The sequence below is a fragment of the Marininema halotolerans genome (genome assembly GCF_900116235.1).
Taxonomy (GTDB): Bacteria; Bacillota; Bacilli; order Thermoactinomycetales; family DSM-45169; genus Marininema; species Marininema halotolerans.
In genome coordinates this window covers 105,031-129,220 of record NZ_FPAA01000010.1, presented here as the reverse complement: position 1 = coordinate 129,220, position 24,190 = coordinate 105,031, and the positions used below count along the sequence as shown (strand labels likewise).

Sequence of the window (24,190 nt, the reverse complement as noted above, 5' to 3'; positions counted from 1 at the left end):
TTGATTTTGAAAGAAAGGTAGATTTTTTATGAGTAGACAGCCTTACCCTCAGAATAAATGGAAACAGGCCCAACTTCTCCGACAGCACCCCCTCACTGCCAACCATTTCCCTGCTACACAAATTGCACGTGGACCTAGTTTACTTGCCTTTCTTCGCCGTTATCCAATCGTTTATATCAAACCCCAGGGAGGCGGCCAAGGACGCAACATCATCCGAGTGGACCGGAATAAGAATGGCACCTTCCGTGTGCGTAAACAAGGAGGAACCGAAGTTACATTACAAAACCTCACGAAAGCAGGAAACTACCTCCAACGCCAAATCGCGGGTTGCACTCATGTGATTCAACAAGGCATTCACTGTATCACCCGTCAAGGGATGCCCTTCGATATCCGTGTCCATATGCAGCATGTGGAGGGAGAATGGGTGGTAGGAGGAATGGTTGGCAAAGTCGCACAAGCCAATCAAATTGTGACGAACCGCCATCGGGGTGCCACCCCTACCATGATGGATGAACTCCTTGGACGCCACCTTGGATTTGGGCCAGCACAGAAACAACAGGTGCTCGCTACCCTCCGTGCTATTTCCATTCGTACAGCGACTTTAATGCGAAAAGGCTACCCCGGTTGGCGTTCCTTTGGCATTGATTTTGGCCTCGATCCATCGGGAAAACCCTGGATTTATGAAATTAACATTTACCCAGGTGTCCATGTCTTTCGTGCGCTTCCCGATAAAGGACCCATTCGGCAAATTGAAGCGAATCGCAGAAAGAATCTAATGCGTAGGGCAAAGCGGTCCCTGGCTTAATCCCCGCTTGCCATTTCAAATGAAAAACACAAACCTTTAGTTAAGCTACGCACTTGGGTTTGTGTTTTTTGCTGTTTCCTCTACCCCTCCTTCATGGCAAAACATATAATTTTTCTGAAATTTTGTTGCAGAGCAGGAAATCTCTTACGTATGGTATAAAGTGTAAAGTGTATCGACCTATCTGCGGAAGGAGTGAGTACATTGCTTCAATCGAAAACAATCGAACCGTTGTCAATCGACTTTTTCGCCCCAGACTTCAAAGAACATGCGTTGACGATCTACCAGGGGCTACGCGATCAGGGAGCCATTCATCCGATTCAAACACCATGGGATGAACCCGCTTGGTTCATTGTCCAATATGATGCCGTACAAATTGCATTAAAAGACCAAAAATTTTTAATGAGTCCTCAGACTGTCGCACCGGAACATGATGCAAATCATCTTCCCGAAGAACTCGATTATTTCAGCCACCATCTTCTCACCACCGACCCTCCTGAGCATTCGCGTCTACGAACCCTTGTCCACAAAGCCTTCACTCCACGAATGATCGCCCGCCTGCAAACCACGGTTGAAACGATTTGTGATCAATTGTTAGATGAGGTGACACGTTCTTCTAATCACACAGCCGATTTGATTACACAGTATGCCTTTCCCATTCCCATCATCGTCATTAGCGACATGTTAGGCATTCCGCAAAAGGATCGCGATTTATTTCGCGAGTGGTCAAAGGCCATGCTTTCTGTTGTTAATCGTCCCGAGGTGCAAAAGGAGGTACGTCCTCAACTCATCGCGCTACGAAACTATCTAACCGACCTCTTTGTTGAACGGCGAAATCACCCACAGGAGGATCTTGTAAGCGCTTTAATTGAAGCCGAAGATAATGGCGATCGTCTAAGTGAAGAAGAGCTCTATTCCATGATTATGCTATTAGTCATCGCCGGGCATGAAACCACTGTTAACCTTATTGGTAACGGCATTTATGCCTTACTTCAACACCCTGATCAACTCACGCTATTAAAAAAATCTCCCTCATTAATCAACAGTACCGTTGAAGAAATTCTGCGATACTATAGCCCTGTGGAAATGGCTACAAACCGTTGGGGAGGCGAAGCATTTTCCTTTGAGGGACAAACCATCTCTCCAGGGGATTTGGTGCTCATCTGCATCGGTTCTGCGAATCGAGATAAGCGCCGTTTTACCAACCCCGATCAATTTGACATCACGCGCCATCCCAATCCGCACCTAGCCTTTGGAATGGGAATTCATTATTGCTTGGGGGCTCCACTTGCTCGACTCGAAGGACAAATCGCCCTCCCCCGCCTCTTTGATCGCCTTCCCAACCTCCAACTTGACTTCAAGGAAGAATCCCTTCCTTGGCAACAAGATTTCTTGATGCGTGGGTTAACCCATCTGCCTGTCCATTTCTAACGACCGACCATCCTTTATCACCCTTTAAGATTGCCCTTGGCTATCGCATCGGCAACCTTAAGGGGTGATTTTTATTTGGGGATATCTCGTTGAGAGAGAATGAGTCCATCTGGTTTCACAACCCCATCCATCGGGATGTCATGCCCTTCTGGATACACTGAATTCACCCACTGAAAAGAATACGCCACTCCATATCTTACAATTGAGCTACCCTCCCCAGCGAAGAAGCGATCATAATAACCCCCTCCATACCCTAACCGATAACCGTGATGATCAAAAGCCACACCGGGTACGAGGGCCAAATCGAGCACCTTTGGATCGATTCGAGCTTCTTCCTTTGCCAGCGGCTCCTGGATTCCATACACACCGATTGTTATATCACGAAAATGATTCACCTCATAAAATGACAAGGATCGCTTTGCTGGCAGCGCTCGTGGCAACACTACTTTTTTTCCCATTACCCAGGCCTTTTCCATCAATGGCCGTAGATCCATCTCCCTGCGATGAGGCATATAGGTTAAAACATAGTTGGCATCCTGCCATTGCGGCAATTCCATAATCCGCTGGCATACTTGTCGGGATTCTTCCGCTATCTGAATAGGATCAAGTGCTTCTCTTGTCGCGAGTAACTGACTACGTAATCGTTTCTTTGGTGACGGCATATACGCCTCACCTCCTTTCAGTTTCAAACAATCTCTCATCATGAAAAGGGAGTCCCTTTTCCTTCCCCCCTCGTATCAGCTACAATGGAAATGGCTTGCAAAGACGAGGTGATTGGAATGACCATTTTACAAGCAAGAGATATTTATAAATCCTTCGGTGGTACATCGATTTTAGAAGGAATCGATCTTCGTGTGGAAGATGGGGAACATATTGGCCTCATTGGGCCAAACGGCGCAGGAAAATCGACGCTTCTTAAGATCTTAATCGACAAATTATCCGCTGATACTGGTGTCGTATCCATTCGCAAGGGGGCTTCCATCGGGTACTTGGCCCAAGAAACCGATCTGAACACCAAGCACTCGATTTGGGAAGAATTATTGGAATCCTTTACGGACCTTCGTGAAATGGAAGCCCGTTTACGTACATTAGAAAAAGAGATGGGCCAAGAGGCGGTCTGGTCCGATAGTAAGCGCTATGAACAAGTATCCGAACAATACAACCAATTACAAGAACGCTTTGATCGGGCAGGTGGCTATGGTTATGAAGCACGAGGAAAAAGTGCCCTTAACGGCCTAGGACTTGGATCCCTCGATTGGGAACGGACCCCGGTCCATGCCTTAAGTGGCGGACAGAAAACACGACTGGCCCTTGCAAAGCTTCTCCTCTCCACCCCTGATCTTATCATTTTGGATGAGCCAACCAACTATCTTGATATGGATGCGCTCACCTGGCTAGAACAAACCTTAGATCATCATCCGGGGGCCTTACTGATCGTCTCCCATGATCGTTGGTTTCTTGATCGTCTGGTCACGATTATTTATGAGATTGATGGGCATCAGGCAACACGCTATCCTGGAACCTACTCGGATTACATTCGTACAAAAGAAGCCCGATTGGCACAATGGGCCAAGGAATATGAACAGCAACAAGGGGAAATTCGCCGGATGGAGGAGTTCGTGCAGAAAAATATTGTACGTGCCTCCACGACGAAACGCGCCCAAAGCCGCCGAACGGCCCTCGATAAAATGGAACGGATCAACCGGCCACCATCCGAGCGGAATCAAGCGCACATTCGTTTTACACCCGAAGTTACAAGTGGGCGTCACGTACTCAACGCTGCAGATCTTAAGGTCGGCTATCATTCAGATTCGCCTTTGATTTCAACAGAGTCCCTTTCCCTTTTGCGGGGGCAACGCATTGCCTTACTTGGCCCCAATGGGACTGGAAAAACGACCTTTTTGAAAACCATCGCCAATCGGTTACAACCCCTATCCGGTACAATTACCTATGGCACAGGGGTTCAGCCGGATTATTACGAACAGGAACTCGAGGAGTTTCACGGGGGAACCACCGTCCTGGACGAGATATGGAATGCACACCCTACATTAAATCAAACGGAGGCTCGTTCCTTTTTGGGGCAATTCCTCTTTAGTGGCGAAGACGTCTTTAAACCGATTGGTGCTCTGAGCGGGGGAGAAAAAGCACGCCTTTCCTTAGTTAAACGTCTGCTTAATCGCGCCAACTTTCTCCTGATGGATGAACCGACCAACCACCTTGATATGGATAGCAAAGAACGACTGGAAGAAGCGCTCGAGGGCTTTACTGGTACGTTGCTATTTGTCTCCCATGACCGTTACTTTATCAATCGATTAGCTACAGGTATCTGGGAAGTGCAAGATAATCGTATTCGGGTGTTCCCAGAGGGTTATGAAGCTTGGCTTGAAATGAAGCGGGGTGAAGAACAACAAATGAAAGAATCATCCACCTCCCCTTCATCTGCCGCCTCCTATGCAGAAGCGAATCGATTACAAAGACAACAAGAGCGCGCCGAACGGCAACGACTTGAGGAAGTGAGTCGTTTAGAAGAAGAAATCGCAGAAATTGAAAATGAAATTGCTACAATTGAAAAAGAGCTCTGCCTCCCGGAAATATACGGTTCACCTGAAGAAAGTGTTAAGCGACAACAACGCTTGACCGAACTTCAAACGTCGCTAGAAAAGAAAACCGAACGTTGGGCAGAAATCTGCGACTAACCAGTATTACGTTGTATATGGGGATTGTTTTCCTTTTGTTCTAAAGGAAAACAATCCCTATTTTTTAACGGCCCGCAACCTCCAAACGACGCAGGAAATGCTCTTGCTCCCTATATAGCCGATGCGCTTCCTCCACATCAATGGGTGCAAAGGTGACTTTGTGACCGGGAGAGGCTTGGGCTAAGATGGAAAGATCCGTTGAAATCACCGTTGCAATCTTTCCGTAGCCCCCTGTCGTTTGCCGATCAGCCATTAAAATAATGGGCTGACCCTCTTGGGTAACTTGAATCGAACCCGGTGCAGTCGCGTCAGAGAGAATGTCTGCTCTCTCTTGATAAGACAGAGGCGATCCTTTTAATCGATAACCCATCCGATCGGCATGGGGGGTAATTTCAAAAGAAGTAGTGAAGAGGGTTTCCAGTGCGCCCTTTACAAACATGGATGCTTGTGGACCAAGGACCACACGCAGTCGGATCGATTTTTTATAATGGGGTCGTTCCCCCACTGCTAACCACCGTCGAAAGGATCTCATCACTTTCGCGCTCCCCAAAGGAATCTGATCCCCTTGTTCCAATGCTCGCCCCTGCCAGCCACCAATCCCCGCCTTTATGTACGTGGATCGACTTCCCATCACTGACTCGACCTCAAATCCTCCAGCAACTGCGAGATAGGTACGAATGCCTTGACGCGCCTTTCCAAAGGAGAGGCGTTCTCCCCCCCTAATGAAACAGCTTGACCACATCGGGATGGGCTTTCCATCTACCTGAGGTGAAAGGTCCCCTCCCGCTAAAGCGATCCATGTATCCTCTTCAAAACGAAGTACCGGGCCCACCATCGTGATCTCCATGCTTGCTTCGTCACGAAGATTTCCCACTAGACAGTTCGCCACCTGATGCGAAAAAGCATCCATTGCCCCCGCAACCACCATACCAAACTGCTGGTAACCGGTACGACCCCGATCCTGAATGGTTGTAAGAAGTCCTCCTTTTTCGATATGAAGATAGCGGCTCATGGTTGGCAAACCCCTTTAACCGAAATTCCCTCGGTTCGAAATGCATTCAAGAGGTGCTCAATAAACGTCAGGGCATCAGGATGATCTCCATGTATACAGACAGTATCCGCATTCACAGGGATCTTCGCACCATCCACGGTGATCGTTTGCTTTTCTGTTACCATCTGTATGACACGTTGTGCCGCCTCGGTCGGGTCTTTGATAACCGCATGGGGATGAGATCGAGGCGTTAAGCTCCCATCAACTTGATAGGTGCGATCGGCAAATACTTCCTCTGCCACCGAAAGCCCGACCTCTCTTCCCGCTTTTACTAACTCACTACCTGCCAGACCAAATAAGACGAAGGACTCATCCAATGAAGCCACGGCTTGCGCGATCCCACGAGCCAGTGCTGCATCCTTCGCTGCCATATTAAACAATGCACCGTGAGGTTTTACATGTTGCAGACGGCCCCCTTCTGCTTTAGCAATTGCTGCTAGCGCTCCCACTTGATACAAGGTCATGGTATAGGCATCCTCTGGTGTGATCGCCATATCCCTCCGCCCAAAACCAATAAGATCCGGCAATCCAGGATGCGCACCTAAGCCAACTCCCTTCTCCAAAGCAGCCCTCACAGTCCTACGCATCACATTCGGGTCACCTGCATGGTATCCACAAGCAATATTTGCTGAAGTAATGTGGGATAACACTGCCCGATCCTGTCCGATCTCATAGGCACCAAAGCTCTCCCCCATATCACAATTTAAATCAATCCGATAACGACTCATTTACATCCCACCCCCTTATTTGTGTACACCACCCGATCCTCGTTCTTCACTGGTAGTCATCTCGTCATACTCCTGCACGGTGATCGGAGTAAACGTAATCTGATCCCCTGTCTGTAAGAACATCGGTTGCTTACGATGGGGATCATATAAACGGATTGGGGTGCGACCAATGAGTCGCCATCCTCCTGGTGTCTCCAACGGATAGATCCCCGTCTGCCCTCCAGCGATTCCTACAGAACCGACAGGGATGACGGATCGAGGCTTCTTTAAACGGGGGGTCGCAATCGTAGGGTCCATGCCTCCTAAATAGGGAAAGCCGGGTACAAACCCCATCATATATACAAGATAAGACCCCTGGCTATGAATCGCAATGACTTCATCGGGAGTTAATCTAGCATGACGGGCGACAGCGTCAAGGTCTGGTCCATACTCTCCCCCATAGACCACAGGGATGTCCACACTTCTTGACTCGCCTTCAGGAAGGGATGTAGCTTCTTCCTGGATGGAAAGCAATTTTTTCTTCAATTGTGAAAAGGAGATCTGATCCGGCCGATAATAGACACTGACTGCCGTATAAGAAGGAACCCATTCAATGACTCCCTTTAACCTCTTTTCCTGTAATGCACCGCAATAACGTTGAATTTGTTTATGTATTTTCTCATCAATTTCTTCACCAAAGTGGATACGGACCCCGGTATCTCCAAGCGCCTGCATCTCCATCAATCTTCCCTCCTTTGTAATCCATTTCCCTCCCTTGGTATGGCCCAAGCAACGGATACCCATTTTATTCCCGATGAAGTTGCAATGAAAAGCTTTCACTTCAATTACTTTCAATTCCTTCTCCTTATATATTATCGCCTCGCCTCTTCATCCTTGCTTCATGATTTCCACCACTTTTTCCCTTTTCGCAAAAATAACTTGCCTAATGTGAAACATTACGACTAAAGTTGTAGTTGTTATTAATGATGCTCCACCAATACAGAGAGAACGGAGCACACAGAGGGTTAACTCGAAGGAGGTTTATATAGGTGGATTGGATCCTTAATTTGATCACTCCTCAAGGGTGGACTTGGTTTCTCGCGATCTTTTTCATCGCCATCGTTCTTGTAACATTTGCTTCGATGGTATTAACGGAGAAAATAGAACGCCGACATAAGCAAGAGTTTGAACAAGAATTCACCGGTCGGTTTGAACCTGTCACCGCCGAAAAAGACTCTTAATATGAAAGAAAAGGCTGTTCCTAATGGCACATCAGCGATTAGGGACAGCCCTTTCTTTATATCTCAGCCTGTATCACCGACCCTAGAACCTCCATAGGATCTATTCAATGTAGTTCTTATGAACTATAGGATTCATTCTAATCCAAATCGCAATACCATTCTCCCTCCCCTTTTGCAATCCCCCCGAATGGATAAAACCTTGTAAAACCACTGATCCAGCACCCATCGTTTTTCTACACATTTGTCCACAAAACATCCCCATCGTCATCCACAACATCTTCCCTTGCTAACCGGTTATCCACAATACTTATCCACATAATCCACAAGTACTAGGGGTGAACTATCCACAATCCTACTTTCTATGAAGAAAAAACCGGTGAATATATATAAAAAAGACACGGATATCTCCGCATCTTTCCCCAATCCCCGCTAAAACCGATCCACTGTCTTCCCATCACGATTGTTAAGCTAAAGGTAGGTTTGCGATCGCATTCATATCCAATCCTGCAAATTGACCATCCCGAAAACGATAGCTTCCGGCAGCAGCGATCATGGCTGCATTATCTGTGCACAAGTTTAGCGGAGGAACTCGCAAGGTAATCCCTTCTTCTTGACACCGGGCAGCCAACGCTTCCCGCAGCGCAGAGTTTGCAGATACCCCGCCTGCGAGTACCAACTCAGACACTCCCTTCATCCGAGTGGCACGTACGGCCTTCTCTACCAAAACTTCGACAACCGAGGCTTGAAAACTAGCAGCTAAATCCGCCTTCTCAATCTTCACGCCTCGTTGCTCGGAATTGTGCAAAAGGTTAATCACTGCCGATTTTAAGCCACTAAAACTAAAGTCCAGGGAGTTCGGCTCTAACCATGAACGAGGAAGATTAAGGTGAGGGGACCCTTCCTTTGCCAACTGATCAATATGGGGACCTCCTGGATATGGAAGATCCATGACTCGTGCTACTTTATCAAAGGCTTCTCCCGCTGCATCATCCCTTGTCCGACCCAATCGCTCAAATCGGTTGTGCTCAGGCATATAAATTAGCTCGGTATGCCCTCCCGAAGCCACGAGGGAAACTAAGGGAAAACGCAAAGGTTCCACTAAATGGGACGCATAGATATGACCCGCAATATGATGAACACCGATTAGGGGCACTCCTGTAGCAAAGGAAAAGGCTTTTGCAGCAGAAACACCAATCAGAAGTGCCCCGACTAGACCAGGTCCCTGGGTGACTGCAACTGCAGAAAGATCCTCCTTGGTCACCTTTGCTTCATCGAGAGCTTGTTCGATAATGGATGTGACTCGCTCCACATGCCGGCGCGAAGCCACCTCAGGAACAACGCCACCAAAGCGACGATGGATCTCCATCTGTGAAGAGATTACATTTGATTTTAAAAGATACCCATCTTCTACCACAGCCGCTGCGGTTTCATCACAGCTGGTTTCAATACCCAGCACCAGAGATTTCATTGTTTTGCTCATCCGATCCCCCACCCAACTCGGCCCACATAATCAGTGCATCTTCTTGGTTATCGGTATAATAACCAGGGCGTACACCAGTTGCAGCAAAGCCTTTTTTACGATACAAACGTTGCGCATGATCATTGGACACACGGACTTCCAATGTCATTTTACTCGCACCTGCCTCACAAGCCATTTCCATCAAAAAATCCAACAAATAATTCCCAATTCCTTGCCCGCGAAGCTCCGGGAGTATGGCAATATTGGTGATGTGTGCTTCATCTAGAATGAGCCACATTCCACTATACCCTATGATACGCTTCTCCCGTTCCACTACAACATAGTGAGCAAACTGATTATGAACCAATTCATTGTAAAAGGCTTGTCGCTTCCATGGAGCCGAAAAGGAAGCGCGTTCAACCTGCAACACAGCGGGAATATCCGCCACACTCATGGAGCGGATATCAATGGGTGGAAGCCCCATTTTCTTCCCCTCCGTTACCTTGTTTTTGTAGCCACTTCGCCTCTGCTTCAGCCAGTTGCAGATAGTTCGGAGCCCCGTCTTCTGGTTCGGGAGCGGCACCTTCTTGAAAACGCGTGTATGCCAACATGCCTAGAGCCGATGCCCGTGGAATATTCTCCACAGGTAAACCAAAATGGGCATCATCGCCAAGTACATGAAGTATACGCTCTTTAAAACGAATGGCATCCTCCCCAAGAAAAAGTATGGGGCCTCGCCCCTTCAATTCTTCTAACCAATAATCAATGTTGATCACGCGCTCAGGGAGTTGTAATGATACGCCTCCCTTGTCCATTCCATATAATCCGGTATAGACCCGGTCCCTCCGTGCATCAAAGAGAGGAATAATTTCTCCAGGAAAATGAAATCCGTTCATGGCGAGTACTGCTAAGCTCGACACGCTATACAAAGGAATCCCGAGACTCCATGCCATCGTTTTCGCTGAGGTATAACCAATACGCACGCCTGTATAAGATCCGGGCCCACCAGCAACTGCGATTGCCTCCAGCTCCTGAGGTGTCAGATCAAGGTCTTCCATGAGGCGAGCAACGGTTGGCATCAAGCGGACGGAATGATTTTTATGTAAATGTGTCGTCACTTCACCCAGAAGGCGTCCCTCATCTAGAATCGCCACTCCAAGTACCAGTGTCGATGTATCTACAGCCAACCATTTCATGCCTCTCCCACTCCTCCACAGATACGATCTGCCCACTCTTTGGGGGTCGTAACGGTAATTAATCGTCCATCTTGTTCGATGCGTTCAATTTGAATGTGAATGAATCGCTCAGGCAACCAGTCCTTAATCCGATCCGCCCATTCTACCAGCGTCACGGACTCACCGTAAAAGTATTCCTCCCACCCAAGCTCCTCCCCACCCTCATCCAATCGATACACATCCATATGAACAAAAGGGAGTCTACCTTGATCATATTCTTTAATTAAGGTAAATGTCGGGCTATCGATGGGATCGACGATCCCTAATCCCTTTGCGACTCCTTGGGAAAATGTCGTTTTTCCTGCCCCAAGATCGCCTTCCAAGGCAATTACATCCCCCGGTTGTAAAGCCGCTGCGACACGGCTAGCAATCTTCCTTGTCGCTTCTTCATCGTATGTTTTATATTGACAGGTTTCTATCATGTCGCATCACCTATTAAGCAAAATGATTATATCCTGTATAGGTTAATGGAGAGCGATGTCCTTCAATGATACAGTCAACACCAGCTTCCCCATCCTCCACCCAACCAATCTGAGTAAAGGTCATCCCCTTCGCTAAGGCGCAGCCTTGAAAATCTTTCCATTCCTGAGCAGGGCAGGTTGCGAGTAGTTGATAATCCTCTCCACCATCGAACGCCCACTGAAAGGGATCCACTCCACATTCTGCACCATAGGTTACCGTATCTTTGGAAAGGGGGACCTGGTCTCGATCGATCACCAGACGAACACCACTTGCCTCTGCAATCTCCCTTGCTTCTCTTCCTAACCCATCACTCACATCGTTCGCAGCCGCTCGCTCACCAAGGCGGTGGATCAAGCGTCCTGCTTCTATCTGGGGACAAGGGCGTTGATGCGCTTGTATGAGGGATGGAAAGCGTGCTCTCCACTCCTTCGCATCCTCACGCAACAAGATATGAAGTCCTGCCGCCGAAGCCCCTATAAAACCCGTTACAAAGAGGATATCCCCGGGACGTGCACTGGATCGACGAAGGGATGTGCCCTGCTCCACTTCTCCAACCAAGGTAATGGACACCATCAGCCCCTTCATCGAGCGGACGGTATCGCCTCCAAGAATGGTCACACCATAATGCTGAGTAGCTTCTCCTAACCCCTGATAAAGGCGAATCAACTTTTTTTCTGTCCAATCCTGTGGCACTGCCAGAGAGATGACCGCATGTTTCGGTATTCCACCCATTGCAATAATATCACTCACATTGGATGCAATCCCTTTCCATCCCGTATCCACCGGATCCATCGTCTGCTCGATAAAATGAACCCCTTCTACCATCGTATCACAGGTAATCACTTGGGACATTTCCTTACTCGGTCGATAAACCGCTGCATCATCCCCCACATCGACTTCTACTTCTTCATTGATGGGTGGCCGGTGTTGTAATAGCTTTGCAATTAGTTGAAATTCATCCTCCACATGCTACACATCCTCCCCTAACCAGCTTACACAAAAAAGCAAATGAAAAACCGTAGCCATCCGGCTACGGTCGTTGTTGGAGCGGGTGAAGGGAATCGAACCCTCGCATTCGGCTTGGAAGGCCGATGTTCTACCACTGAACTACACCCGCATAATAAAAGGGAAATGTATGGTCGGGGTGACAGGATTTGAACCTGCGACCTCCTCGTCCCGAACGAGGCGCTCTACCAAGCTGAGCCACACCCCGGTAGGAGATTGGTAAGAGGTCAGCGATCCAACTCGCAGAGCCAGCAATCATGCTCCTTATCAAGGGAAAACCATCTGGCATTATCCTCTAAATCATCGCTACACATCCGCGATTGTTATCTTAAAGTGTCGTTATTTCCGTCACTATCGCTTAGCGACAAAACCTATTATATAACCATATAGAAACAAAGTCAACAACTAATCTCAAAAAAATCTTGGAATAATTATCGATTGAAATAGATAAAACCACATTGTGATTCTCCCTATCATTGCATAACAGATAGCATGATGTGTTCATTAAATGCTAGACAATCGAGCCCTATTTGGACAAGCCCTTCTCTTGAGCCATGGATCATTTCATCATTCGACCTCCTATCGTTAAAAAAACGGTTTTGTTACCCGCGTTTTTTCCAATCGTTATAGAAGGTTACAACTATCATAATAACAGTTACTATCCCTAAATAGATACTTCCGGGTTCTCCATCTATAATTAGATCGATTCCTAAAAGTAAAACCAATATATAAAGAACAAATCTAATTTTTCTACCCACAAGAAACCTCCTAATATGTGCGTTTTGTAGTGTGATGGAATTGACCACTGTTCTGAGATCATTTGCTTACCTTCTTTACACTCCTTATTATACCTTTTATTTTTTACATATAAATATTATTTTTTCTTTTTCTTGTTTAATTTAACTTCAGGAGATTGATATAATCAGATATAAGTAACAAGGAGGAAAGAAAGCATGGGTAAATTTATGCCTCGTATTAAAAGGGTATTACTAAAGAGAAAGGAATCAGGCTCACCGATATCACAGACACAAATGGCGGAGATGTTCGATGTAAAAAAACAGCAAGTACTTTCATGGGTGAATGGACATTCGTATCCACGTACACCGACTTTGTTCCAATTCGCCCTCATTCTTGGCTGCAAAGTGGAGGATCTCTATGAACGGGTTGATGCGGATGCATAAAGGTCTATTTTTATCAATCGTTGCTGCTCTTTTCTTTTTGTCAGGATGTTATCCGGTGGTATCTGATCAAGGATCTAAAAATTATGACCATATAGCGAAGTTTCCGTCCAGCCGCTATCCTGAAACAGCAGAGCATATGAGGATAGCAATTCAAAAAGGAGAATCTTCGATCTGTACCATAGATCGGGACGGAGCAAACGAAAATAGAAAGGAGTCACTAGAAGGCATCCCTACACGCCGGGGTTATGATCGGGATGAATGGCCGCTAGCGATGTGCGAAGAGGGAGGAGAAGGGGCAAACATTGTCTATGTTCATTCGAGCGATAACAGAGGTGCGGGGAGCTGGGTAGGCAATGCCTTAAAAGATTACCCAGATGGTACAAAGGTAAAGTTTGTGGTACCTGAATCAGGGCAAGTAACATCAACCATGCAGATAACTAGTCCAAACGATCGTAGGGATGAGGACAAGGATTGTTCTGACTTCACTAATCAGAAAGAGGCAAAGAAGTACCTGCTTCCTGGTGACCCCCATCGTCTCGACCCAGATCGGGATGGAAAGCCATGTGAGAGTCTACCTCTTCGTTGATCGTTTTACATAAGAAAGGCAGCCACTTGATCAAGTGGCTGCCTTTCTTATTTCATATACAACACTTGGAGTCATAACCGAGTCTCCAGCATAGTAAAAGGTAACCGTACCATTGTTAACTCCTGGGCAAGTAAACGAGTCGCAAAGAGGTTTGAGGTATCTAAAAGGATACACCCGGTGGAAGATCATCTATCCCCCAATGCCACGGGCAGACATAGACTATTCTCATCAAATGCTTTGCTACTCAGCAACCGTTAGCAAACGAAAGGAGACGTGACATGGTTTGTCCTGCCTTTTTATCTCAGACCACCTTTGCTGTGGGCGCTGATCCGATTGGCATCACGACAGGGGACTTTATCAATGACGGGGGCCTCGACCTGGCCGTGGCCAATGAGGGTGATGCCACAGTATCAGTGTTATTGGGAAATGGAGACGGAACCTTTCAAACCCAGGTTACCTATGCTGTGGGCGCTGATCCGTCTGGCATAACGACAGGGGACTTTAATAATGACGGGAGCCTCGACCTGGCCGTTACCAATCAGATTGATAATACGGTGTCGGTGTTATTAGGAGATGGAACGGGAAGCTTTGGCCCCCAGGCCACCTTTGCGGTGGGCCCTAGTCCGATTGGTATTACAACAGGGGACTTTAATAACGATGGGAATCTCGACCTGGCCGTTACCAATCAGGGTGATGACTCGGTGTCAGTGTTATTGGGAAATGGAGACGGAACCTTTCAAACCCAGCCCTCCTTTGGTGTGCTTCCTTTCCCATCTGATATCAAGACAGGGGACTTTAATAACGATGGCAACCTCGATTTAGCCTTGATTGGGGCCGCTCCCGTTGTTCAGGTGCTATTGGGAAATGGAGACGGGACCTTTGTCCCCGCATCCTTTCCGTTTGTCATTAGCCCCGCATCCATCACGACGGGGGATTTTAATAACGATGGGAATCTCGACCTGGCCGTAGCAAATCTTGGTGATGGCACGGTGTCAGTGCTATTGGGAAATGGTAACGGAACCTTTCAAACTCAGGTTACCTATGCTGTGGGCGACAATAACCCGAGTGGCATAACAACGGGGGACTTTAATTGCGACGGGAACCTTGATCTAGCCACTGCCAACCAGGGTGGCACGGTGGCGGTGTTATTGGGAGATGGAACAGGAGGGTTTGGCCTCCCGACCACCTATGCTGTGGGTATTAATCCGAATGGCATAACAACAGGGGACTTTAATAATGATGGGAGCCTCGACCTGGCCGTGGCCAATCAGGGAGATTTTGTGGACCCTACTACTAGCAACGTGTCGGTGTTACTCAATAGCTGCGTGAATCCCTTGATCTGCCCGGATCTCACGTTGGAAAACGATCCCGGGACTTGCATAGCAACGGTTCCGCCGCCCACCTCTACGCAATGCGCCAATGTAACCACGGTGTGTAGCCCGGCAACCGCTGAAGTAGGCATCCCTACACAAGTCACCTGCACGGCCACCAGCAATCTGGATCCTACCAACAGTGAATCCTGCCTCTTTACCGTGACCGTCACCGATACGGAGGCACCGGTTCTCTCCGGCCTAAGCGATATCGATGTGACTGCGGACAACAATATCGGCACCACCGTAATCTATCCCGACCCCACTGCCACCGACAATTGCCCCGGAACGATCACGGTCACTTGCACACCGGCCTCGGGCTCTTTCTTCCCCGTGGGCAGCACCACCGTTACCTGTACCGCCACAGACAGTAATGGCAATACAAGTAGCGGCACTTTTACCGTCACCGTGATCCCTTTTCAGGAAGAGTAGATTCATATCTCGACGAAAAGAAAAGGCTGCACTTTTGATTCCATCAAAAAAGCCGTTCATCCCAGTCGTACCAAGGGATAGTGGCTTTTTTACGAGTTTTACACAACTCTATTGTGTCAAACTCAGTGAAGACCTGTTTCAACGATGGTCAGTCCACTTTTCAATTTCCTGGGCCAACAAAATAACTCCTTCAGTTCCTTTGTAGCGGTCATCTGTTGCTACAGCGACCATAAGGTCCTCTGCATCTCGGTTGGTCATCGTTAGGATGTAATTGTTAAGTCTTAGAAACACTACAAGTGAGGCTAACGCTGTTCTTTTGTTCCCGTTGTGAAAGGGATGAGCTTGAATCAGCGATTGAGTAAGTGCAGCCGCTTTTCGCAAAAGGATTGGGTGTACTTCCTGCCCAAATGCTTCTGCCTTGGGTCTATATACGGCCTCTTCTAAACGCTCAGGGAATTTTAGCCCTGCTTGTAGTTCATCTTCGAAGCGTTTCATTGTTAAAAAGTGGGTGGCGACGACTTCTTGAATTGTTAGGTATCTCATCCGCCTAGGCCTACCTATCTCTCAAATTGCGGATTGCTTCTTCGAATTGTTCGTGCGTGTCATCGAGGGCCTTCAGAAATTCAGGACTGATTCCTTCTGGAATAGCTTGAATGGGACGAATGCGGATTTCGTTGCGTTGTTCATCAAAGATGATTTCGCATTCATCCCCCCGTTTAACATTAATCTTTTCTAGGTATTCTGTAGGTAAGCTAATACCAGGACTATTTCCCATACGTCCGACTTTACGGAACATGCGTGCACCCATAATGCTCATCTCCTTCTTTGTGTTACATAAGTTATATATATTATAACGGTTATAACTAAATTTATCAAGGAATGGGGGTAGAAAGATCATCCATCGTTGCCGCTCTTGAACCCATCATGGTGTGCTAGATAGGACAATTATCATTTTGGTTTCCTAGAGCACCCCCGTGATCGCGGGGGTTTTTTCGTTTGGAAATTCAACAGAGACCCAGGGGGTTAACCCCTTGGGTCTCTGTTTTACTCATCTGACTTGTGTCAAACTCAGAGCGTTACTATCCCTACAGTAAATCTCCTTTCTGCAGGGATAGTAACGCGTAATACCCATCATAAACGTGTTATACGTTGTCCTATCTCTTTAAAACGATTATGGGTAAATTTCTTAATATCCGGGTGATCCTTATACAACGTAACCGTATACATTATTGAAGATGCAAGAATAGTGGACCATATCAACCAGTCCCCAGAGTGGGAGATAACTTGAATGATCTCCTTCGTAAATGGTTCTTGCCCCTTATGAAACGCTGTTGTAAGAGCGCTATAATTGAATAGGAATAATATAATTATTCTCCCTAAAAACATAATAATCCACCCTATAATATAGGTAGATCCTCCAACACTGCATAATTGATTATTATAATGAAAAACATTCGTCTTCTTAGCTTGCCAATAACCAACTGCTGCTCCTAAGGCAAGTAAACTAATTAATTCAATTGTAATAATAAAATCCAACCTATTTGGAAGACCGCTATACGTTCTGATTATAGCGATGATCGGCATGCCGAAAAGGTCGAAACTATCTACTCTCTTAGGGATGAGCTGCCTGATGATCAATACGATAACGACTACAAGAATAATAATCGAAATTTTATCCATGTGGTTGGTCCCTCCCTCTTTTTCCTTCTAAATAATAATCAATAAGTTGGTCCACCATTTCTTCTGAATATGATTCTGGTGACTGAAGAATATGGATTACTAGTCCATCAATAAATCCATACAGTATCTCCAATTCAAAATTTCTATTGTAGCTTGGTGTGACATAACCTAGGTCCTTCATAAGATCTAGAATCATCCCCATGAGATACCTCGTATAGTGATCCATTTTCCGCCTCAGTTGAATCATCTCTGGGGAACTGAAGGATTTACCCAGGAATGCAAGCCAAACCTTTGCTTCTATGAGTTCTTCATGATTAGTAGGGATAATAAATTTCATTAATCTTCTAAGCGCTTCTTCCTTTGTTCCTGTAAATGCATTTGTACGAGTCTTTGCTCGCTCTTCCATCCGATCCAACACTAAATTCATGGAATAATAAATCAATTGATCCTTAGATGAAAAATGATGTTGAACAAGCCCGACGGATATATTTGCTTTATTAGCAATTTTCTGTATAGATACTTGATCGATACCTTTGTCTAATATTAAACTCCAAGTAGCCGTAGCAATCTGGTTCTTCCTTTGTCTTTGATCCACTTGTTTAGGCATTCATTTTACTCCCCCTTCTTTTACAATATGATTATATTGTAAAAATGTGATTTTTTCAATATGGCATAATATCAGCGTTCTTGTCATCCCGTACATTTGCTTTGGATCACACCGTAGCATTGCTGGTTCTACCCCATCTAGGGAGACCACTAGGAGAACTTCATGGAAAGGACAAGCTGAAATTCGATATCGCATTGATTGCCGCACTCGGATTACATGATCGAGTTGAGGAATTAATCAAAAAGGAGCAATCGCTCAAATGCAGGAGAAGAAGACACCAGGGGATTAATCCTTGGTGTCTTCTTCTCCAATTTGCCCCTTCTCAATTCGATTCTATTATCCTTGGAAGACCCTTGGTACCCCCGTTCGCGGTCTTAGTTTTACACAATTGAATGGTGTCAAACTCATATTCCATTAATCAGTTAGATAGAGTCGCAGGTTCTTTATCTGCAAATGGTTTGAAAACACGATCTTTTATCTGGTTAAGATTTCGATGATTCCACAGATTAGGAGCAACAATGACACGTTGAACCCACCGTAGCGGTCTTCCAGACTCATCAACGCTAGGTGTAAAGGCATCTCGAGAATGCAACGTAAAACGATTATCTATATAAACTAGACGACCTGGTGCTAAATCGATTCCAAAGGAAACTTGGCGAATCGCATCATGAAAACGTCTCAATGCATTCGCAGCTTTACTATTTATAGGTCTTACCATATCTGGATAGAAAGCAACAGCTATTTCTGGTAGATCAAGACTTCCGTTTACTCATGCAACTAGACTTAAAACCATCTACATCATCTGATGAATTAGGTACTGAAATAATTTTCTCATCTAGTGGGAGATTTTCTAAAATTAAGTACGGAAGGGGTTTTATAGAAGTTTTTTGTTCATTAAGCCGACTGATAATATGACGAGGAAATGCTTTATATGCAGCCATTCGAATTTCTGTTATATATTGATTATTTCCACTTGGATCATACGGTACCTGCGTCAATGCTTTTCGTAAATTATCACGTTCATCATTGTTGAGTTTAAAAATATAATTTTCATTCATCATTATACATCATTCTCCCTTAATATTTTTTTTAAATTAAATACCAACCTAACTATTACTTTTTTCATAAGAAGACAATTTATTTATCCTCCAAAGCCAAGCACCACTAATAGACAAGAGTATTCCTATAAGTATCCATGCCCATAAGAAAGAGTGCTTCCAGTCTACAAACATTCCGAACAAGATCGGTGCTACGATGATTGCTATTTGATTCAGTGTAAGTGCATAACTTACCGTTAATCCGACTGAGTTCTCATTAGATCTTTCTGCTATTTCTACAATGAATAAGCTATACCATCCAATTCCGAAAAAACCCAACCAAGAGCAAGTAATAAAGATAAGCCAGGTAGGCGAGTCCTTTGGAAGGATAACCAAAAATAAAACTCCTACTACTGCAAGAAATGTGGTTAAAACAAGTGGCTGTACACGATTCCCTTTCCATACTTTATCGCTTAACCAAGATAAGGCAATTCGACCTAACATCCCAAACAATAAGCACAAGGACCATATTTCACTAGCTAAAATCAAGTTGATATGTTCCATTTTACTTTTCAAAAAAGGTATTAGATGAGCTACTAAAACCATTTGAAGAGTAATAAGGGATATCCCTGAAAAAATAATTGGATACAAGTTCTTTTTGTTTAATAATTTTGTTATCTCTTCAATAAAACTATAATTTTCAACATTGTTATCACCTTCTATGTCAGGATCTCTGTATACAGCAAGGAATACCAGTCCTCCTCCAATGGCGAACATAGCTTGACACAGTGTAGCTATCGACCAATCATATTCTGTACTAATTAATGGAATTATCCATCCTGCCAAAGCTCCTCCGATAGGTATGGCTGCTTGACGGATCCCCATTGCTAATCCCCTTTGTGATGGGTCAAACCATTTTACTACCACTTTACTGCCACCAGGTTGAGCAGTTCCATAGTTAATACCGACGAAAAACAATAGAAGAAGCAGTGCCTCATAACTACTTAATAAGGGAGCTAAACCTATAGTTAGTCCAATTAAAAGCGAACCGAAGCCAACGATCCACCGTTCCCCATACCGATCCAGAGCACTTCCAATAAATAACATGGATATGAGGGGACCCATGTTTACAACAGAAATAAGTAATCCTACTTGCGTTTGGGACAACATAAATTTTTGTTGCCAAATTGATGCTAATGGACCTACTCCATAGGTTACAAACGTAGATAATGCTTGAACTACCGTGGCAAGCCCCAAAACTACCCAACGAAAATCCCTATTGTTTATTTTATTTACCAGTTTTTATCAACTCCTCTCATATAATATAGTAAAACATTTGCATTTGTATGTAAAATCATGAATAATGGTAAGGTGCAATCACAAATAGAGATACCGAGGTTGGTTATAATGAACTTTATCGACTTGGAAATATTTAAAACGGTTGCTCAGCATAAGAGCATAACCAAAGCTGCAGAGGAACTTAATTACGTTCAGTCTCATATCACCAATCGAATTGCCCATGTGGAAAAGGCAGTTAATGCCCAATTATTTTATAGACATCGAAGAGGAATGATATTAACCCCCAATGGACGCATACTCATTCAGTATGCAGACGAGATTTTACAATTGATAAACGATGTTAAAAAAAAGTTTATTCAGCCTAAAGAATTGATGAAAATAGGTTCTACTGATTCTATATCCTCGATTTACCTGCCAAAACTTATATTAAAATACCATCATAGTTATCCAGAAGTTGATATATCATTGATAACATCATCTTCAGAAAACTTGATTAAAAAGATTCTAAATTATGAAATAGATAGTGCATTTATTGTTGGCTCTACGAATCAATTAGATATCGTATCCTATCCATATAAAGAAGAGGAACTAGTGCTGATTTCATCTTCTGATTATCACTCGATACGAAACGCCAAGGATCTCGAAAACCAGACAATATTGGTATTTAATAAAGGTTGTTATCATCGATTTCTATTGGAAAATTGGTTAAAAGATGAAAATATTCATTCTTTTAAGAAAATTGAATTTGATACGATAGAAGGTATTATTGGTTGCGTACAAGCAGGATTAGGAATTGCCATAGTGTCTCAATCAATAGCTCAAAAGTATAGTCATTGGCAAATAAAATCTCACCCGATACCCTCTAAATACAATCGTGTACTAATTAATTTAATACAGCGAAAGGACAATCAATTAAGTCTAGCTTTGAGTAATTTTACTAAGATGGCAGAAGAAAAATACGGAGTATAAAGGAAGGGTTATCATTCGGTTTGAGTTGTTTAGAAAAAGGCAGGGTTACCATTGTTTAATGGTAACCCTGCCTTTCTTAATCATAGAGGTTCTAATTCATCATTAATCTTTTAGATCAATCGCTTGATCTGGTGACAATCACGTTATTGCAATGGATGAGCCAGTCTCTTATACGCGTAGGTAAAGGCTGCAATCTTCTCCTTATCAGAGTAAAAGGGTATTCCACTGAACAACCATCTCGAAACTATCACCATGAATGACCCTGGATCATATGTTAATAGAAGGAGGTGTAGACTTTGCTCAAGGATTTACAGGCCCTACCTGCCCCTGCGCGAATTCGGGTTATATACAGAATCCGTGGAAGACGCGTCATAACGACCGGGTTATTCCTAGGCGTTTTTAATCGACGTCTCTTTTTACTTGATCTAGGATCTTGTCCCCCTCCATGCTTTGGAAGACTACTCGGAATTCCCTTAAGAAACATTGAATCTGTCACCGCACAACCCGAACCCGCCTAGAGTAAATGGACAATACTCCACCCCACTTTAATGAAAAAAATATCCCGCTAACTATCAGTCTATCCCACATCAGAGTATTTCCCAGCGGTACAGAATACCCATAAAAAATGCCACCCTGTTGGTGGCATTACATAGAAAACCCTTATGTCTGATGATGGATCAACGCAAGGTTTTTATCTCCTGATTTTTTAACCATTGATCTAGCTGAATCATATCCACATCATCCGGGCGGTAGGAAAGCGCCTTGTTACAATGATCGAATGCCTGTTCCTTATTCCCTAACACCCGATGACAAATGGCGAGTTGCTTATGCGGTAGCCATGTCCGGAAGGAGTCACTATAGGAGAACGTGCAGTGTGGACTCACTGGTGCCTTCATTGCCAGTTCATACCAAAAAATCGCCTGGGTAACTTGTTTCTTTTTCAGAAAAAACTCGGCTAACCGACAACAAAACTCCGGACGTGGAGTATCCACAGTAAACGACCGCAAGGTAAGTTCCAATTCCTTATCCGTATCACCAAGCATATGGTAACAAACTGATAAATGGTTAAATGCGAGCAACTGATCACTAATGGAGCCTTCCCTCTCCAAAAATTGATGGTAGTAATCGATCGCCTTTTCATACTGTTGATCCACCTTTAGTTCCATCGCATAATGGAAAAGGTCTTGGGAGGTGAGTTTGTTTCCCTTTGCTAGATGTTTTTCATAAATATCGAGATTTCTTTTGGTTGGCTCTTTTCGAGATGATCGATGCTCAATCACGATATCACTTTCAATAACATGCGGGTTGGCTTTCCCTTTGATCATCCATAAGTTCTCATGCACAACACCCATCCACCGATAATGAGAATGACGGTTCACGATACGTACTCTCCGCACACTAATCGTAACATTTCCATATTGATCAAAGGCAGTGTGATAATCCATGACCACCCCGTCTACCTCCGGCTGTAAACGGGCTTTAAAATCGATGAGCTGGAGTCGATTCGCCTCACTGACTACGTCATCCGCATCAAGCCAACATATAAAATCCATTGTCGCCTTTGAAAAGGAAAAGTTACGTGCCGCGGAAAAATCATCGATCCACGTGAAATCATAGACTTGGTCCGTCCATCTCCTTGCAATCTCTTTTGTACGATCCTTCGAACCTGTATCCACAATGATGATTTCATCTGGAAAACCCTTTACCGATTCCAAGCACCTTTCCAATACCGCTTCTTCATCACGGACAATCATACAAAGGCTCACCTTACTCAATCCCGTTCACCCCCACACAAACTCCCCTCTTTCAAATTGTAGTTGCCCCCGCTTATCTCTATCCCTTGAACATCAAAAACCGCCAAAGGATTGACGGCCATTCGACATTGTGAAACTCCACCCTTCACTCCTCTAAGTAATTATTCCTCGCTCGTCTGCTTCTTTAGTAATTTTATCTACGGCATACCAACAACCCGTCGTCACTTGGACAACGTAACAAAACTCGTCATCCATTTATTTATTGCGGAACTGTGGTACCTAAGTATATATCCATATATCTCAAAACAAGATCTCTGTCTTTATCAAACACATTTAAGTTGTAATCCAACTTTTTCTCCCTTATGTAGGTAGCCTGTTTATTTGTCAACGTATGGGGCAATTTATTTTTAAATACAATCGTGGAAGACATCCGATGGTCAGCGAGCATTGGTCCTTGAATTTGATCAGTATTTTTAATACCCGTAATCTTCGATATATTATTAGGCAACTCTATCGATAAGTAGTATTGTTGGTCTGGATGAGATAATACTTTGTATAGTTTTTCATTCACCTGGTATGTCATTTGAATACTTAACTCATTGCTCTCTTTATTATACGAAGGTTTAAAAGAATTGACTTGGAAATTAGGAACCACAAACTGATCCGCTAGGCTTGGGACTTTTTTGTTTTTTCTTGTTTCTTCATTTTTATGATCGCTATTCTTTTGTCTTGCTTGACTAGACTCTTTGTTTCCGCTACTCGTATAATAACCCGCACTTATTAATGCAATAAGCAGTATAAAAAGCAGATACTGTTTCATAAAGTTGCTCCTCTTCAATCATGCACGCTAGATCATTCCATTAAAAAAACCACCTCTCAGTACAAACCGAGAAGTGGTTTTACAACTTCCATATTGGTGCGGTCGGCGAGACTCGAACTCGCACAGCCATAGGCCACTACCCCCTCAAGATAGCGTGTCTGCCAATTCCACCACGACCGCAAATCGAATCATTTAAAAAAAATAAAACTGGTGCGGATGAAGGGACTCGAACCCCCACGCCAAAGGCGCTAGATCCTAAATCTAGTGCGTCTGCCAATTCCGCCACATCCGCGCAGTACCAGTAATTCCGGTGATTCGACTATTCATTTTGTAAAGTGTGCCTCAAAGCCACAAGATGTATATTAC

Annotated in this window: 26 protein-coding genes, 4 tRNA genes and 1 pseudogene; 9 read left to right on the top strand and 22 right to left on the bottom strand. The window is 44.7% G+C overall.

The genetic code is table 11. The features are described from left to right. Positions 1-28 precede the first annotated feature (28 nt). Complete coding sequence (locus CHX35_RS13520) at positions 29-805, top strand: YheC/YheD family protein (RefSeq protein ID WP_091838210.1); 777 nt, start codon at positions 29-31, stop codon at positions 803-805. A 201-nt stretch (positions 806-1,006) separates the two neighbouring features. Continuing rightward, positions 1,007-2,233, top strand: coding sequence for a cytochrome P450 family protein (locus tag CHX35_RS13515; protein WP_245838825.1), 1,227 nt, complete (start codon positions 1,007-1,009; stop codon positions 2,231-2,233). 71 nt (positions 2,234-2,304) lie between these two features. On the opposite strand, the gene CHX35_RS13510 is transcribed toward CHX35_RS13515, so the two are convergent. Beyond that, the gene (locus CHX35_RS13510; RefSeq protein ID WP_176392082.1) at positions 2,305-2,895 is read right to left on the bottom strand and encodes a 5-formyltetrahydrofolate cyclo-ligase; all 591 of its coding nucleotides are present in this window, start codon (positions 2,893-2,895) and stop codon (positions 2,305-2,307) included. 117 nt (positions 2,896-3,012) lie between these two features. Between CHX35_RS13510 and CHX35_RS13505 the strand changes: the two genes are divergently transcribed. Further along, positions 3,013-4,929 (top strand): ABC-F family ATP-binding cassette domain-containing protein, encoded by a 1,917-nt coding sequence (locus CHX35_RS13505; RefSeq protein WP_245838824.1) that lies wholly within the window; start codon positions 3,013-3,015, stop codon positions 4,927-4,929. A 64-nt stretch (positions 4,930-4,993) separates the two neighbouring features. On the opposite strand, the gene CHX35_RS13500 is transcribed toward CHX35_RS13505, so the two are convergent. The 3 genes from CHX35_RS13500 to pxpB are packed head-to-tail and all read right to left on the bottom strand — an operon-like array spanning position 4,994 to position 7,542. After that, positions 4,994-5,941: a 5-oxoprolinase subunit C family protein gene (locus tag CHX35_RS13500; protein ID WP_091838207.1), complete on the bottom strand. Its 948-nt coding sequence runs from the start codon at positions 5,939-5,941 to the stop codon at positions 4,994-4,996. Next, positions 5,938-6,708, bottom strand: coding sequence for a LamB/YcsF family protein (locus CHX35_RS13495; protein ID WP_091838205.1), 771 nt, complete (start codon positions 6,706-6,708; stop codon positions 5,938-5,940). Before CHX35_RS13495 ends, CHX35_RS13500 begins: the two co-directional genes overlap by 4 nt. A gap of 15 nt (positions 6,709-6,723) precedes the next feature. Then, on the bottom strand, positions 6,724-7,542 hold the full coding sequence (gene pxpB / locus CHX35_RS13490; RefSeq protein WP_245838823.1) for a 5-oxoprolinase subunit PxpB: 819 nt from the start codon (positions 7,540-7,542) through the stop codon (positions 6,724-6,726). Positions 7,543-7,736: 194 nt separating this feature from the next. Here pxpB and CHX35_RS13485 point away from each other — a divergent pair, with 194 nt between their 5' ends. Further along, a complete protein-coding gene (locus CHX35_RS13485) occupies positions 7,737-7,928 on the top strand; it encodes a hypothetical protein (RefSeq protein ID WP_091838204.1) in 192 nt (63 codons plus the stop codon). 463 nt (positions 7,929-8,391) lie between these two features. On the opposite strand, the gene tsaD is transcribed toward CHX35_RS13485, so the two are convergent. The 7 genes from tsaD to CHX35_RS13450 all read right to left on the bottom strand — a co-directional run bounded on the left by tsaD (position 8,392) and on the right by CHX35_RS13450 (position 12,297). Further along, positions 8,392-9,408: a tRNA (adenosine(37)-N6)-threonylcarbamoyltransferase complex transferase subunit TsaD gene (gene tsaD, locus CHX35_RS13480; RefSeq protein WP_091838202.1), complete on the bottom strand. Its 1,017-nt coding sequence runs from the start codon at positions 9,406-9,408 to the stop codon at positions 8,392-8,394. Further along, a complete protein-coding gene (gene rimI / locus CHX35_RS13475; RefSeq protein ID WP_091838200.1) occupies positions 9,371-9,871 on the bottom strand; it encodes a ribosomal protein S18-alanine N-acetyltransferase in 501 nt (166 codons plus the stop codon). The genes tsaD and rimI overlap by 38 nt, the downstream gene beginning before the upstream one ends. Next, positions 9,852-10,583 (bottom strand): tRNA (adenosine(37)-N6)-threonylcarbamoyltransferase complex dimerization subunit type 1 TsaB, encoded by a 732-nt coding sequence (gene tsaB / locus CHX35_RS13470; protein WP_091838198.1) that lies wholly within the window; start codon positions 10,581-10,583, stop codon positions 9,852-9,854. Before tsaB ends, rimI begins: the two co-directional genes overlap by 20 nt. Beyond that, positions 10,580-11,044 carry a tRNA (adenosine(37)-N6)-threonylcarbamoyltransferase complex ATPase subunit type 1 TsaE gene (gene tsaE, locus CHX35_RS13465; RefSeq protein ID WP_091838197.1) on the bottom strand — a complete coding sequence of 155 codons (465 nt, stop codon included), beginning with the start codon at positions 11,042-11,044 and terminating at the stop codon, positions 10,580-10,582. Before tsaE ends, tsaB begins: the two co-directional genes overlap by 4 nt. A gap of 13 nt (positions 11,045-11,057) precedes the next feature. Next, positions 11,058-12,050, bottom strand: coding sequence for a thiamine-phosphate kinase (thiL, locus tag CHX35_RS13460; RefSeq protein WP_091838195.1), 993 nt, complete (start codon positions 12,048-12,050; stop codon positions 11,058-11,060). 77 nt (positions 12,051-12,127) lie between these two features. Beyond that, positions 12,128-12,201: transfer RNA gene (locus tag CHX35_RS13455), tRNA-Gly, on the bottom strand. A 19-nt stretch (positions 12,202-12,220) separates the two neighbouring features. Then, a tRNA-Pro gene (locus tag CHX35_RS13450) sits at positions 12,221-12,297 on the bottom strand. Between the two features lie 745 nt (positions 12,298-13,042). Here CHX35_RS13450 and CHX35_RS13445 point away from each other — a divergent pair. The 4 genes and pseudogenes from CHX35_RS13445 to CHX35_RS13435 all read left to right on the top strand — a co-directional run bounded on the left by CHX35_RS13445 (position 13,043) and on the right by CHX35_RS13435 (position 15,658). Next, positions 13,043-13,270 carry a helix-turn-helix transcriptional regulator gene (locus CHX35_RS13445; RefSeq protein ID WP_091838194.1) on the top strand — a complete coding sequence of 76 codons (228 nt, stop codon included), beginning with the start codon at positions 13,043-13,045 and terminating at the stop codon, positions 13,268-13,270. Then, positions 13,257-13,670, top strand: a pseudogene (locus tag CHX35_RS13440) (NucA/NucB deoxyribonuclease domain-containing protein); the annotation flags it as partial. The gene CHX35_RS13445 and the pseudogene CHX35_RS13440, both read left to right, overlap by 14 nt. A 27-nt stretch (positions 13,671-13,697) precedes the next feature. After that, positions 13,698-13,856, top strand: coding sequence for an excalibur calcium-binding domain-containing protein (locus CHX35_RS17905; protein WP_176392085.1), 159 nt, complete (start codon positions 13,698-13,700; stop codon positions 13,854-13,856). 278 nt (positions 13,857-14,134) lie between these two features. Then, positions 14,135-15,658, top strand: a complete 1,524-nt coding sequence (locus tag CHX35_RS13435; RefSeq protein WP_091838190.1) for an FG-GAP-like repeat-containing protein — start codon at positions 14,135-14,137, stop codon at positions 15,656-15,658. 138 nt (positions 15,659-15,796) lie between these two features. Here CHX35_RS13435 and CHX35_RS13430 read toward each other — a convergent pair whose 3' ends face one another. The 7 genes from CHX35_RS13430 to CHX35_RS13400 form a co-directional block, all read right to left on the bottom strand. Then, a complete protein-coding gene (locus CHX35_RS13430) occupies positions 15,797-16,201 on the bottom strand; it encodes a type II toxin-antitoxin system death-on-curing family toxin (RefSeq protein WP_091838189.1) in 405 nt (134 codons plus the stop codon). Positions 16,202-16,211: 10 nt separating this feature from the next. Then, positions 16,212-16,466 (bottom strand): AbrB/MazE/SpoVT family DNA-binding domain-containing protein, encoded by a 255-nt coding sequence (locus CHX35_RS13425; RefSeq protein ID WP_091838187.1) that lies wholly within the window; start codon positions 16,464-16,466, stop codon positions 16,212-16,214. Between the two features lie 323 nt (positions 16,467-16,789). Beyond that, on the bottom strand, positions 16,790-17,338 hold the full coding sequence (locus CHX35_RS13420; protein WP_091838186.1) for a hypothetical protein: 549 nt from the start codon (positions 17,336-17,338) through the stop codon (positions 16,790-16,792). Then, positions 17,331-17,945: a TetR/AcrR family transcriptional regulator gene (locus CHX35_RS13415; protein ID WP_091838184.1), complete on the bottom strand. Its 615-nt coding sequence runs from the start codon at positions 17,943-17,945 to the stop codon at positions 17,331-17,333. The genes CHX35_RS13420 and CHX35_RS13415 overlap by 8 nt, the downstream gene beginning before the upstream one ends. Before the next feature lie 418 nt (positions 17,946-18,363). Next, the gene (locus tag CHX35_RS13410; RefSeq protein ID WP_091838182.1) at positions 18,364-18,663 is read right to left on the bottom strand and encodes a TauD/TfdA family dioxygenase; all 300 of its coding nucleotides are present in this window, start codon (positions 18,661-18,663) and stop codon (positions 18,364-18,366) included. Between the two features lie 34 nt (positions 18,664-18,697). Further along, the gene (locus CHX35_RS13405; RefSeq protein WP_091838180.1) at positions 18,698-19,006 is read right to left on the bottom strand and encodes a hypothetical protein; all 309 of its coding nucleotides are present in this window, start codon (positions 19,004-19,006) and stop codon (positions 18,698-18,700) included. Positions 19,007-19,051: 45 nt separating this feature from the next. Continuing rightward, the gene (locus tag CHX35_RS13400) at positions 19,052-20,239 is read right to left on the bottom strand and encodes an MFS transporter (protein WP_245838821.1); all 1,188 of its coding nucleotides are present in this window, start codon (positions 20,237-20,239) and stop codon (positions 19,052-19,054) included. 150 nt (positions 20,240-20,389) lie between these two features. Here CHX35_RS13400 and CHX35_RS13395 point away from each other — a divergent pair, with 150 nt between their 5' ends. After that, positions 20,390-21,250: a LysR family transcriptional regulator gene (locus tag CHX35_RS13395; protein WP_176392081.1), complete on the top strand. Its 861-nt coding sequence runs from the start codon at positions 20,390-20,392 to the stop codon at positions 21,248-21,250. Between the two features lie 677 nt (positions 21,251-21,927). Here CHX35_RS13395 and CHX35_RS13390 read toward each other — a convergent pair. From CHX35_RS13390 to CHX35_RS13375, 4 genes are all read right to left on the bottom strand, one after another. Next, entirely contained in the window at positions 21,928-23,016 is a 1,089-nt protein-coding gene (locus tag CHX35_RS13390) for a glycosyltransferase (RefSeq protein WP_245838828.1), read from the bottom strand. Positions 23,017-23,263: 247 nt separating this feature from the next. Next, positions 23,264-23,824, bottom strand: coding sequence for a hypothetical protein (locus tag CHX35_RS13385; RefSeq protein ID WP_091838174.1), 561 nt, complete (start codon positions 23,822-23,824; stop codon positions 23,264-23,266). A gap of 94 nt (positions 23,825-23,918) precedes the next feature. Beyond that, a tRNA-Leu gene (locus CHX35_RS13380) sits at positions 23,919-24,004 on the bottom strand. A gap of 28 nt (positions 24,005-24,032) precedes the next feature. Then, positions 24,033-24,116, bottom strand: a tRNA-Leu gene (locus tag CHX35_RS13375). Positions 24,117-24,190: the final 74 nt, after the last annotated feature.